This is a genomic window from Aquimarina latercula DSM 2041 (assembly GCF_000430645.1).
GTDB lineage: Bacteria > Bacteroidota > Bacteroidia > Flavobacteriales > Flavobacteriaceae > Aquimarina > Aquimarina latercula.
This window is the reverse complement of record NZ_AUMK01000018.1, coordinates 85174-97584: the sequence shown is the minus strand read 5'-3', so window position 1 is coordinate 97584 and position 12411 is coordinate 85174. Positions and strand designations below refer to the sequence as shown.

The 12411-nt window shown below is 32.1% G+C and carries 12 protein-coding genes and 1 other RNA gene; 9 read left to right on the top strand and 4 right to left on the bottom strand.

Annotated elements, in window-relative coordinates; translation table 11 throughout:
* The 5 genes from H526_RS0116565 to H526_RS31830 all read left to right on the top strand — a co-directional run.
* Positions 1–1063 (top strand): DUF7507 domain-containing protein (locus H526_RS0116565; protein ID WP_027394046.1); only part of this gene is annotated, 1063 nt, incomplete at its 5' end.
* Positions 1064–1132: 69 nt separating this feature from the next.
* The gene (locus tag H526_RS0116560) at positions 1133–2095 is read left to right on the top strand and encodes a PorP/SprF family type IX secretion system membrane protein (RefSeq protein WP_027394045.1); all 963 of its coding nucleotides are present in this window, start codon (positions 1133–1135) and stop codon (positions 2093–2095) included.
* 20 nt (positions 2096–2115) lie between these two features.
* Entirely contained in the window at positions 2116–4074 is a 1959-nt protein-coding gene (locus tag H526_RS0116555) for an OmpA family protein (RefSeq protein ID WP_027394044.1), read from the top strand.
* 384 nt (positions 4075–4458) lie between these two features.
* On the top strand, positions 4459–5118 hold the full coding sequence (locus tag H526_RS0116550) for a TrmH family RNA methyltransferase (protein ID WP_027394043.1): 660 nt from the start codon (positions 4459–4461) through the stop codon (positions 5116–5118).
* Between the two features lie 199 nt (positions 5119–5317).
* Positions 5318–5461, top strand: coding sequence for a hypothetical protein (locus H526_RS31830; protein WP_155839710.1), 144 nt, complete (start codon positions 5318–5320; stop codon positions 5459–5461).
* Positions 5462–5538: 77 nt separating this feature from the next.
* Here the strand turns inward: H526_RS31830 and H526_RS0116540 are convergent, their stop codons facing one another.
* A complete protein-coding gene (locus H526_RS0116540; protein WP_027394042.1) occupies positions 5539–6231 on the bottom strand; it encodes a peptidase associated/transthyretin-like domain-containing protein in 693 nt (230 codons plus the stop codon).
* A 140-nt stretch (positions 6232–6371) separates the two neighbouring features.
* On the opposite strand from H526_RS0116540, the gene H526_RS0116535 reads away from it, so the two are divergent.
* On the top strand, positions 6372–6737 hold the full coding sequence (locus tag H526_RS0116535) for a VOC family protein (RefSeq protein ID WP_027394041.1): 366 nt from the start codon (positions 6372–6374) through the stop codon (positions 6735–6737).
* Between the two features lie 12 nt (positions 6738–6749).
* Here the strand turns inward: H526_RS0116535 and H526_RS0116530 are convergent, their stop codons facing one another.
* From H526_RS0116530 to H526_RS0116520, 3 genes are all read right to left on the bottom strand, one after another.
* The gene (locus tag H526_RS0116530) at positions 6750–7514 is read right to left on the bottom strand and encodes a carboxypeptidase-like regulatory domain-containing protein (RefSeq protein ID WP_027394040.1); all 765 of its coding nucleotides are present in this window, start codon (positions 7512–7514) and stop codon (positions 6750–6752) included.
* A 117-nt stretch (positions 7515–7631) separates the two neighbouring features.
* Positions 7632–9401 (bottom strand): DEAD/DEAH box helicase, encoded by a 1770-nt coding sequence (locus H526_RS0116525; protein ID WP_027394039.1) that lies wholly within the window; start codon positions 9399–9401, stop codon positions 7632–7634.
* A gap of 117 nt (positions 9402–9518) precedes the next feature.
* On the bottom strand, positions 9519–10568 hold the full coding sequence (locus tag H526_RS0116520; RefSeq protein WP_027394038.1) for a glutaminyl-peptide cyclotransferase: 1050 nt from the start codon (positions 10566–10568) through the stop codon (positions 9519–9521).
* Positions 10569–10656: 88 nt separating this feature from the next.
* Here H526_RS0116520 and ffs point away from each other — a divergent pair.
* The 3 genes from ffs to fsa all read left to right on the top strand — a co-directional run bounded on the left by ffs (position 10657) and on the right by fsa (position 12399).
* An RNA gene (gene ffs / locus H526_RS31505) (signal recognition particle sRNA small type) lies at positions 10657–10755 on the top strand.
* 93 nt (positions 10756–10848) lie between these two features.
* Entirely contained in the window at positions 10849–11670 is an 822-nt protein-coding gene (locus H526_RS0116515) for an SDR family oxidoreductase (RefSeq protein WP_027394037.1), read from the top strand.
* Between the two features lie 75 nt (positions 11671–11745).
* Entirely contained in the window at positions 11746–12399 is a 654-nt protein-coding gene (gene fsa, locus H526_RS0116510; protein WP_027394036.1) for a fructose-6-phosphate aldolase, read from the top strand.
* The last annotated feature ends 12 nt before the right edge of the window (positions 12400–12411 follow it).

Sequence of the window (12411 nt, the reverse complement as noted above, 5' to 3'; positions counted from 1 at the left end):
TAGTGGTTCTAATGTAGGAGATGTTATTACATACACTTTTACAGTTACTAATACAGGAAATGTAACAATTGATAATATCTTCATAGATGATATGCTAACAGGAAGTATTAATCTACCAGTGACACCATCTATTTTAGCTCCAGGAGAAACAGGAACGGCAACTGCTACTTATGCAATTTCACAAGCTGATATTAACAATGGAGAAGTGATCAATAGTGCAACTGTAATTGGAGATGATCTTGATGATAATGATGTTATCGATATATCTGATAATGGAGATGAGACTGTTGATGATAATGGAGATAATGACCCTACAAATGATGAGACGATTACGGATATTGAACAGCTACCTAATTTAGCTTTAACTAAGACAGGTTTCTATGTTGATGTTAATGGTGATGATTTGCCAAATGTAGGCGATGAGATTCAGTATACCTTTACGGTAGAGAACACAGGTAATGTTGATGTTACTAATATTATTCTTACAGATCCATTACCAGGTATTGTTGTTACTGGAGGTCCAATAGATCTAGCAGTTGGTGAGATAGATATGACCACATTCACTGCTACTTATGTATTAACGGCAGAGGATATTCTATTAGGAGAAGTTATAAATCAAGCTACAGTGACTGGTCAGGATCCAAATGGAGATGATGTTATTGATCTTTCTGATGATCCTACAGATATAACAGATGTAGATCTTGATAATGACGGAGATGCAGAAGATGAAACAGTGATCGAAATCCTTTCTGATGATCCAATAATAATCTATACTGGTATAACCCCTAATGGAGATGGAATTAATGATGATTTCAGGATTGTAGGGTTAAGAAACTTCCCAGATAATACATTAAGAATTTATAACAGATGGGGAGTTCAGGTGTTTGAAGAGGATGGTTATGAGCAACCAGGTGTAGAATTGTTTGCAGGAATAAGTAATGGAAGAGTTACTATTTCACAGAATAATAAATTACCTGTAGGAACATATTATTATGTTTTGGAATATGTCACAGAAACGGGGCAAACAATAAATAAGGTTGGTTATTTATATATTAATATGTAAAGTGAATATAACAGATATTCACAGTGGAAACCTGCAAGGGTTTTACTTGAATTTTTTAAATAAAAGTTAATGAGAAAAAAATATATACTAATTGTAACAGTTCTTTTAGGCTTCGTCTTCCAACAAAATAATTGGGCCCAACAAGATGCTCAGTATACTCAGTACATGTATAACACAATTAGTGTAAATCCTGCTTATGCAGGTAGTCGAGGGGTTATGAGTATAATGGGTTTACATCGTAGTCAATGGGTAGGACTTGATGGAGCTCCACGCACTCAAACATTAACTCTAAATACACCCATAGGAGATAATAATAGAGTTGGATTAGGCTTGTCAATTGTAAATGACGAGATCGGACCCACTGATGAAACATATTTTGATATTGATTTTTCTTATACGATTCCTACTTCAGATACTGGAAAATTAAGTTTTGGAATAAAGGCAGGGGGGCATTTATTAAATGTGGATTTTGATCGATTGTCACAGTTTGATACTGGAGATCCTCTTTTTAATAATGGAAATATAGATAATAAGTTTAGTCCTAATGTAGGTGTTGGTGTTTATTATCATACTGATAAGTTTTATTTAGGATTAAGTGCCCCTAATTTATTAGAGACAAATCATTTTGATGAAGAAGCCGAGATAGATAGTAATGGAAACTCCTCATTTATAGCAGAAGAAAGAATTAATTATTATTTAATAGCGGGTCATGTTTTTGATTTAAGTGATACTGTAAAGTTTAAACCAGCAATTTTAAGTAAGTTGGTTTTTGGAGCCCCGCTACAAGTAGATTTATCAGCTAATTTCTTGTTGTATGATAAACTTACTCTTGGGGTAGGATATAGATGGAGTGCAGCATTTAGTGCGATGGCTGGGTTCCAGGTATCAGATTCTTTAATGATCGGATTTGCATATGATAAGGAGTCTACAGAATTGGGTAGAACACAGTTTAATGATGGAAGTTATGAAGTTATGTTACGTTTTGAATTATTCAGAAAATATAACAGAATGCTAACTCCTAGATTCTTTTAGAAAAAATGATTAGGAACTTTATGAAATATATAATTTCTACATTTTTAATTTTTATGTTTTCATGTGCTTTGATTTCACAAGAAAAGCAGCTCTTAAGGGCGGATGAAAACTTTAAGAGATACGCGTTTGTAGATGCTCGTAAAATTTATTTGAATGTTGCAGAGAAAGGATATTCTTCTGCTGATTTATTCAAAAAACTAGGAGACTCTTATTACTTTAATGGACAATTAGAAAAATCTGTTATATGGTATGAAAAATTGGTGAATGAATATCCTGATGATATAGATACAGAATACCTATTTAGATATTCACAAAGTTTGAAAAGTATAAAAAAGTATGATGAAGCGGATAAGATCATGGAAATGTTTTATAACATAACCAATACGGATCAGCGAGCAGTATATTTCGTAAGTACTCGTGACTATCTTAGATTTATTGAAATGCAATCTGGAAAATTTACGCTAAAAAGAATAAATATTAATTCCGCTTTTTCAGACTACGCGCCTAGTTTCGATAACCTTGGAAATCTTGTTTTTGCCTCTTCAAGAGGAAACTATAGTTCTATGTCAAAGGTTATTCACGAATGGAATGAAATGCCATTTTTAGATCTTTATAAATCTGATATTGGAACACAAAAAAATGTGCTAGGACCAGCTAAAAAGTTGAAGGGTAAGATAAATACTAAGTTTCATGAATCCTCTACCTCTTTTAGTTCAGATGGCACAACAGTGTACTTTACACGAAATAATTTCACAAAAAAGAAACTTAAATCTGATGCGAGTGGAACTATTCTTTTAAAATTGTATCGAGCAAAGTTAGAAGGTAGTAAGTGGGTTGATATAGAAGAGTTGCCATTTAATAGCGAAGAGTATTCAGTAGCTCACCCAGCATTAACCGCAGATGGTAAATATCTATATTTTGCCAGTGATATGCCTGGCACTAGAGGGTTGTCGGATTTGTATAAAGTAGAAGTATTTGAGGATGGTACGTTTGGTGAGCCTATCAATCTTGGAGATAAAATAAATACAGAGGGAAGAGAAACTTTTCCATATGTAAGTGATTCTGGAAGACTTTATTTTGCGAGCGATGGACACGTTGGGTTAGGTGGATTGGATATATTCGTTACAGTTCCAGAAGAAGGTACTTTTTCTATACCATACAATATAGGAAGACCTGTAAATAGTTCGGAAGACGATTTTAGTTTTGTATTAAATGAAGAAACTAAAATAGGTTATTTTTCTAGTAATAGACAAGGAGGTAAAGGAAATGATGATATTTACAGTTTTAAACAAATAGATGAATTAATAACTACCTGTAGACAATATGTTTCTGGAGTAGTAACAGAGGATCCTACTGGTGAAATATTAACCAATTCTGATGTGATCTTATTGGATGGTGATGGTAACGAAATCAATAAAACAACAAGTGATAATAATGGAGTTTATACTTTTGAAGTAGAATGTGAGAAATCCTACATCATTAGAGCGCTTAAAGATGGGTATAATCCATCAGAAGAAATGCTATTGACCAATACAGCTTTAGAGTATACTCATCAGGTACCATTACAATTATCAAAAGGAGGTTTTAGTAATAAAGAGGTGCTACCAGGTGATGATTTGGCAAAAGTATTAGATCTTCAAATTATTTACTTTGATCTAGATAAATCTTTTATTAGGCCTGACGCCGAAATAGAATTGCAAAAGATAATAGCTGCGATGAAAGAATATCCTACTATAAAAATTGATGTTCGTTCTCATACAGATAGTCGTGCCCCAGATAATTATAATTTGGCTTTGAGTGAACGTAGAGCAAAAAGCACAATTAAATATATAGTAGAAAAAGGAGGGATAGATAGATCCAGACTCACTGGTAGAGGATATGGAGAGTCTTCATTAGTAAATAAATGTGACAATAATACTAACTGTAATGAACAACAACATCAGGAAAATAGAAGAAGTGAATTTATTCTATTAGAATGATAAACGATATTTTTTGATCTTTTTAATCATTAAGAGTATAGTTAGGCATAAATATTGAAATGATTTGATAAGTTTTATTTTAAAAAGAAATATGAGAAAGAACAATGTGATTTGTTAATGGGAGCTAATTTAATTTCAAAATATTGTGTTTTTTATTTTTATATGACGATGGGAATAAAAACGTTAAGCAACATTTTACAAAATTTTTGATATTATTTTGGTATGGCCTCTCTTATGTTTGGGTGACATTAGAGAGGTCTCCCTTATTAATAGTCTTTCTATTACCTTCTCTTTGCTTTTATTTCCAGAATAATCTTTGTAATGAATAAAGCAGGATCAATTTTTTTATCTCTAAATTATCAATGTTTCCTATTTTAGCAGTCTATGGTAGATCATAAACTATTAGCGTATTTAGAATCTTTTCTTACGCCCAGACGACAAGGCCTTTATAAAAAGGTAATTGAGGAACGTACTAATTATTTTACGGTTGCGGTAGAAGATGTATATCAATTACACAATACGAGTGCAGTAATTAGGAGTTGTGATGTTTTTGGAATTCAGAATGTACACGTGATAGAAGAAATAAATGCTAAACGTATTGATAGAGAGATTGCAATGGGAGCCCAAAAGTGGGTAGATATAAATAGATATACTACTTCTAAAGCTTGTATTGCTGAGTTAAAAAATAAGGGATATCAAATAGTAGCTACTACACCACATGATAATTCGATAGAGTTAAAAGATTTCGATATTAATAAGCCTTCTGCATTTTTCTTTGGGCAGGAACAAGAGGGATTAAGTGATATGATCTTAGATGAAGCCGATGTGAAATTACACATACCTATGGTTGGTTTTACAGAAAGCCTTAATATTTCGGTTTCAGCTGCTATTATTTTGCAGCAGGTAACATCTTTATTAAGGAACTCTAAGATCGATTGGAAGTTGTCAGAAGAAGAAAAATTAGAAAAAAGATTGGATTGGGCTAAAAAAGTAATCAAAAGCCACGAGAAAATTATTGCTAGATACAGAAAGGAGAATACCTAACAGATACTAAATAACTCATTACGAATTATTTTTAATAAGTTACAAATTCTAGATAAATACTGCTTTTATTTTTTGTAAGTAACTTATAAATAAAGGTTTACACGTAAAAGGTTAATGTGCTTAAATCAGAGGTTTTATTAATTAATTCGCTATATTTGATAAGGACTAATCGTTTTAACTCCCTAAAAACATGTTTGTCATGAGCAAAAAACAGTCGCCTACCAACAAGATTAAGTCACTTTTTAAACAAGTGAAAACAGGAATTAAACCTAATAAAACTACAATTAATTATACATCCGAAGTAGTACACGATATTTTTCAAAAAAGAACAAGTACTTCTTAATTCTATTTAAAACATAGAAGAAAAGTATATCCAAAGAGATTAAATAAGCCTTGGATATACCTCTAAAATCATAAGATTTACCTTTTGGTTAAGTATATGTTTTGTGTAAAATAATTGTTGTAGTCATAATTCTCTTTTACTTCAATGTTTCTTGAAAAATGCTGATATGCAACATTTGATACTTTTAATTCCCAGTTACCTCTTGGTAATTGCAGAGAATAAGATCCGTTCTCGGATGTAGTTGTAAAGTGTCTAATTCCGTTTTTAAAAACTTCAATTGATATAGGTTCTTGAATAGTTTGAAAAGTACTATTATTAAAAACACGACCCTTTACATTGTAAAAACTTTGAAGAATAGGTTCTTTTTTTGATGTTTTAGTGCCATTCCAATTATACCAATTTGGTGTGTTACCCCAAGTCCATTTACCAGAGAAAGAATTATTAAAATTAGAGTTATTCATTTCAAAACGAATTATCCCTTTTCTATTCATCCTGTAATTGTCAAAAGTTCCTTCAAAATATTCTTTACCATTTATATAATGTCTATATCCATAAATGACGCCAATATCTGTATAATCTCCATATATTAATTGTCCTTTTTCTACAAGTCTTAATTCTCCATAAGTGGAGTTCCAGGTTCCTACCCAGTTTATAGTATTGCTTTTTTCTAAAAGAGATATTTCATCTACAAATGTTATATCGTCTTCATTAGAACAGCTAAATAAGAATAAAGAAGTTAAGCATAGACAAACTATTTTCAATTTTTTCATGGTATGTATGTTATTTAAAAGTTACATCCATTAGTATTAAAAAATTAGAAAGGTTAACAGATAATTATTTTTTTATAAAACAGTTATTGGTTTTTAAATCTAATTTGTAATTTAAAGACTTAATTTTTAGATCAATAATTATGGTTACATGGTTTGAAATTCCGGTTATAGATATGGATCGTGCTAAATCCTTTTATGAAAAAGTTTTTGAAATAGAAATAGCTATCCACAAAGTAGAAGGGTTACAAATGGGTTGGTTTCCTAATAAAAATGTAACGGGTGAAGTTACAGGATCATTAATACTTGCGGGAGATCATTATAAACCTAGTGAAGACGGAGTTATGATCTATTTTTCTTGTAGTGATGTAGCTAATGAAATAAGTAGAGTAGAGGATGCTGGAGGAAAAGTATTATCTAAGAAAACACAAATATCAGAAGAACATGGGTACATGGCTTATTTTATAGATTCGGAAGGGAATCGAATATCATTACATTCCCTTCGATAAGATAATGTATTATTATTTTCTATCTAGAACTTTATACTCTTCATAGCATTCACTGATTGCATCAAGAATTTGTAAGTCATTAGCAAACTTTATGAAATCAGCAGAATAGTTACAATTACGTAATATTTCATCAATGTCAATACGTTCTACTTGGAGCAATGCCATAAGTGTAGCTCTATCGAATTTTGTTTCCAGTAGGTTCCTTATTTCATCATCTTTCTTCATCTTTCTTAGCTTACGCAGTTCATTAGACCGTTTACTAAAAATGTTATAGAGAAAGTCTGCGGGATTAAAAATAGCACCTAACACTTTATTAACAGCTCCAGGTTGTCTGCTACCTCCCTCATATCCAGAGTTTAAACCAGAAATGCTATATCTGTAATTATTATATACAGGGATTTTTTTCGCATCAATTTCTAAGTATCCAGTAAGTTGTACATCTGCAACGACAACTTCTTCAAGAGCGATACCAAGTTCAGTCATTTTGATTTTTACATCACCAAATTTTTTCCAGTCATTAGTAACTCGAACTCTAAGAGGTTTATATCCAATGTATGTAAAATATAGGGTGTCATTAACTTTAGCTTTAATCTCAAAATCACCTTCTTTGTTAGTAATGGTACCTATAACCTGACTTAGGTTTACTACGTGAACACTCTGTAATTTACTATCAGTAGAGGCATTCAGTACTTTTCCCGATACTGTTTGTGAATCAGTTTCTTGGGCATTAATACTGATGCCTACAATAAGTAATATGTATATTAAAAATCTTTTCAAAAGCTTATTTTTATAATTATTCTATATCGTTAACTACTATATATGACGACCAATCTATACGAACATAACATAAAAATCGGACCAAAAATCATATAATTTAGTTAATTCATAGAAAAATTATCTACGATCACTACGTTTTCTTCGGTCTCTTCTTCCATTACCTCCGCGGTCACCACCATCATTATCACGACGGTTTCTTCCTTTTGGTTTAAAACCATCACTTCTTCTCTTTCCTTTAAAACCGCCACCGCCGTTATTATCTCTTCTTCGTCTACCGCCTCGGCTTCGACCAGAATCTTTAGAGATCTCAACGTTAACTTTTCTACCTTCTATTCTAAAATCTTCGAAAACTGCAAGAATTGCATCTTGGTGTTCAGAGTCTGTATTAAAGAATGAAAAACTTTCCTTAACATCAACACGACTAACTCCATCTCTTCCTAATCCTAAGTTTTCTTTTAAGAAATCTTTTAGGGTCATCCAATCAAATCCATCTTTTTCACCTACGTTAATAAAATAACGCGTGCTTCCGTCTCTTCCTCTAGATCCATCTCCACCGCTATCTCTGGATGCATTTAGATCTTTAGAGTTTTTATAATAATTATGAAAACGAGAGAATTCTACAGAGAAGAATTTTTTAATAAGTTCTTCTTTAGTAAAATCTTCTAATACCTCATTAATCGATGGTAAGTAGCTTTCAATTTCGTCATTAATTTCCGATTTGGCAATATCATTTGCTAAATGAAATAATTGTACTTGACATATTTCTTCGCCACTTGGTATTTCTTTTTCTTCAAATTTCTTTTTGATGATTCGTTCTACAGACTTAATCTTTCTAAGTTCACTCTTAGAAACAATAACCATAGATACACCACTTTTTCCTGCACGTCCTGTTCTACCGCTTCTATGTGTATAGGTTTCTATCTCATCTGGTAGTTGATAATTAATCACGTGAGTAACATCATCTACATCAATACCTCTTGCAGCAACATCGGTGGCCACTAACATCTGTATTTGTCGATTTCTAAAACTCTTCATCACCAAATCTCGTTGGTTCTGACTTAGATCTCCGTGCAAGGCAGCTGCATTATATCCATCCTCGATAAGTTTTTCTGCAACTTTTTGCGTGTCTCGTTTGGTACGACAAAATATTACAGAAAAAATGTCTGGGTTTGCATCTGCTAGACGTTTTAAAGCAGCATAACGATCTCTAGAACTCACTACATAATATTCGTGAGAAACATTCTTAGATCCTGTGTTTTTGTGTCCTACAGTAATTTCTATAGGATTGTGCATAAAACGTTTTGCAATTGTAGAAACTTCTTTTGGCATTGTAGCAGAAAATAACCAAGTACTTTTATCTTCTGGTGTGTGAGAAAGTATAGAAGTTATATCTTCATAGAATCCCATGTTAAGCATTTCATCTGCTTCATCAAGAACACAATAACCGATATTAGATATGTCAACCATCTTTCTATTGATCATATCCTGCATACGTCCTGGAGTTGCTACAATAATTTGAGCTCCACGTTTGATTTCTTTAGCTTGGTCATGGATACTTGCACCACCATAAATGGCTACAGTACGCAATCCTTTACTAAACTTAGAATAGTTTTTTAATTCATTGGTAATCTGTAAACAAAGTTCACGGGTAGGAGATAGTATTAACCCTTGCGTGATTCTACTATCAATGTCTACTTTTTCTATTAAAGGAAAACCAAATGCAGCGGTTTTTCCTGTTCCGGTTTGTGCAAGAGCAACAATATCCGTTTCTTCATTAAGCAAAATAGGGATAGCCTTTTCCTGTACTTCACTTGGGGTCTCAAACCCCATTTCATTCACCGCCTTAATAATGGCTTCACCGAGGCCTAATGCTTCAAATTTGTTCATATAAATAAAAATAAGCCGCAAAGGTACGGTTTATTATCTGTCTATAATAATAACGAAGTACTTATTCTGATGTTACAAAAGAATTGTTTTAAATGTAAAATTAGATTAGGTGTTTGATTACTTAATTATCTCAATTTCAAAAAGTTTGTCCCAATTCTTGCCGGTAACAAATAATTGTTTCGTGTCCTTTTTGTAAGCGATACCATTTAGCACATCTAGATCAGAATGTTGACTCACCTTTTCTCTTAGACCAGATAAATTAATAACTGCTTCTACAGCTCCATTTGCTGGATTAATTACAGCAATTCCGTCTTTTTGCCAAGTGTTAGCATAAATTTTTCCTTCTATCCATTCTAATTCATTAAATTTTGACTTTACCTTGTTGTGAGTTGCAACTTCAATGAATGTTTTTTCAGCCAAGCTTTCTGCGTCTAATATCCAGATTTTTTCAGTACCATCACTTTTATATATTTGATTACCATCATTACATAATCCCCATCCTTCTTTACTCTTATTATAAGCAAAGCTTCCTGTTTTTTCTAGAGTGTTTAAATCGTAGATAAAACCTTCTTTAGATTGCCATGTAAGTTGAAACACTTTATCATTAATAATAGTAATACCTTCTGCAAAATATTTCTTATCGATATCTTTTTTGATAATCACTTTTCCAGTTTTGTAATCTACCTTACGTAATGAGGACAATCCATTTTTACCAGTACTTTCATAAAGTGTGTCACCAATAAATTCTAATCCTTGAGTAAAAGCATTTTGATCGTGGGGATATTCTGCTATAACTTTATACTTATATAATTTAGGAGGGACGTTGTTAAAAAAAGAAAGTTTTTGATAGATATCTTCCTCTTTTCCTTCATAATGAACAATAGCTTTTAGAAGGTGCTTTCCCAATCTCTCGTTATCGATTTTTTCTTCTAATTGATTCTCATTATTAGTTGTTAACCTAATATCTTCTAAAAAGTAAACGACAGAATCAATTTTGATTTTTTGGTCATTAACTATACTAGCTTTTATGGTTTCTCCAAGCTTATATTTGGTCTGGTTATTATCGGTTTTAATCGAAAAATGTTTTTTTTTCGTCTCAATATTACTACCACAAGAAAAAATAATAGCGCATAATGTAATGATGACGAAGAGGTTACGTTTGTTCATGATATTTGGTAATATTTAGAGCAAGATATTTATTTTAATTGGGTTTAAAAAATCATTGTTTTATATAGTAAAGATTGTATCTTTGCAGCGGCAAGTCCTACACAACTAGCTCCTGTTGAATCCTCCAGGGCGGGAACGCAGCAAAGGTAAACGGTTGTAGCAGTGTGATGTAGGTAGCTTGCCTTTTTTTATGCCTTTTAGTTTCGTCTTTTAAGTATTTTTAAGTTTATTTCGTAAATCTAAATTCATAATTCTAAATTCCGAATGTATATTTGCGAACATGAACGCAAATCAAAACTCTAAAGTTGTTTTAATAACCGGTGGTTCTTCAGGTATTGGAAAATCTATCGGTACATTTCTTACCAATAAAGGATATATCGTATACGGTACTAGTAGAAACCCTTCGCGTTTTTCAGATTTTAATGCTTTTACTTTGTTGCAACTTGATGTAGCGGATAAAAAAAGTATTTCTAATGCTGTTAGTATAATTGAGCAGAAACACGGACGATTGGATGTTTTGATTAATAATGCGGGAGCAGGAATTACAGGACCGTTAGAAGAAATACCAGAAGAAGAGATTATAAGGAATTTTACGACCAATTATTTTGGCCCTATCAATGTCACTAAAGCAGTGTTGCCTTTAATGAGGAAACAGCATAGTGGTTTAATTATTAATATAACTTCTATTGCAGGATATATGGGATTGCCATATCGTGGAATTTATAGTGCTTCTAAATCTGCCTTAGAGATAACCACAGAAGCTTGGAGAATGGAGTTAAAAGCATTTAATATTCATATGACCAATATTGCCCCTGGTGATTTTGCTACTAATATTGCAGCAGGAAGGTATCATGCTCCAGTTATCAGTGGTTCTCCTTACGAAAAATCATATGGTGATTCTTTACAGTTAATGGATGAACATGTAGATGAGGGTAGTGACCCGGATGAGATGGCTAAAGCAGTGTTTAGGGTTATTTGTACTTCTAGTCCTAAGGTACATTATAAGGTTGGTGCGTTTATGCAGAAATTCTCTGTGGTTTTAAAGCGAATTTTACCAGATAAAGTATATGAGAAATTACTAATGAATCATTATAAGTTGTAATTTTGACCGCATATTTTAAAAACATATTATAGTTAATAATCATAATAAATAAATCATAAATTTAAACACAACAATATGAAGTTTTTTATTGATACTGCTAACCTTGATCAAATCAAAGAAGCACAAGATCTAGGTGTACTTGATGGAGTAACTACAAATCCATCATTGATGGCTAAAGAAGGTATCACAGGGAAGGATAATATTATAGAGCATTATAAAAAAATATGTGATATAGTTACTGGAGATGTAAGTGCTGAAGTGATTTCTACAGATTTTGAAGGAATCGTTAAAGAAGGTGAAGAACTTGCTAAACTTCATGATCAGATTATTGTAAAAGTACCTATGATTAAAGAAGGTATAAAAGCAATAAAATATTTTAGTGATAAAGGAATTAAAACTAATTGCACATTAGTTTTTTCAGTAGGACAAGCTTTATTAGCTGCAAAAGCAGGAGCAACTTATGTTTCTCCGTTTATAGGAAGATTGGATGATATTTCTACAGATGGTCTTAATTTAATAGCAGAAATAAGAATGGTATACGATAACTATGGTTTCGATACACAAATCCTAGCAGCTTCAGTAAGACATACGATGCATGTAATCGATTGTGCAAAAATTGGAGCAGATGTTATGACAGGACCTCTTTCTTCAATAGAAGGTTTACTAAAACATCCTTTAACAGATATCGGTTTAGCTAAGTTTTTAGCAGACTACAAAAAAGGAAACTAATTTTTTTTGAAA

Bases quoted from the DNA above. Each gene is read 5' to 3' on its own strand.
- H526_RS0116560 (WP_027394045.1), top strand. From the start codon at position 1,133: ATGAGAAAAAAATATATACTAATTGTAACAGTTCTTTTAGGCTTCGTC.
- H526_RS0116555 (WP_027394044.1), top strand. From the start codon at position 2,116: ATGAAATATATAATTTCTACATTTTTAATTTTTATGTTTTCATGTGCT.
- H526_RS0116550 (WP_027394043.1), top strand. From the start codon at position 4,459: ATGGTAGATCATAAACTATTAGCGTATTTAGAATCTTTTCTTACGCCC.
- H526_RS31830 (WP_155839710.1), top strand. From the start codon at position 5,318: ATGAGCAAAAAACAGTCGCCTACCAACAAGATTAAGTCACTTTTTAAA.
- H526_RS0116540 (WP_027394042.1), bottom strand. From the start codon at position 6,231: ATGAAAAAATTGAAAATAGTTTGTCTATGCTTAACTTCTTTATTCTTA.
- H526_RS0116535 (WP_027394041.1), top strand. From the start codon at position 6,372: ATGGTTACATGGTTTGAAATTCCGGTTATAGATATGGATCGTGCTAAA.
- H526_RS0116525 (WP_027394039.1), bottom strand. From the start codon at position 9,401: ATGAACAAATTTGAAGCATTAGGCCTCGGTGAAGCCATTATTAAGGCG.
- H526_RS0116520 (WP_027394038.1), bottom strand. From the start codon at position 10,568: ATGAACAAACGTAACCTCTTCGTCATCATTACATTATGCGCTATTATT.
- H526_RS0116515 (WP_027394037.1), top strand. From the start codon at position 10,849: ATGAACGCAAATCAAAACTCTAAAGTTGTTTTAATAACCGGTGGTTCT.
- fsa (WP_027394036.1), top strand. From the start codon at position 11,746: ATGAAGTTTTTTATTGATACTGCTAACCTTGATCAAATCAAAGAAGCA.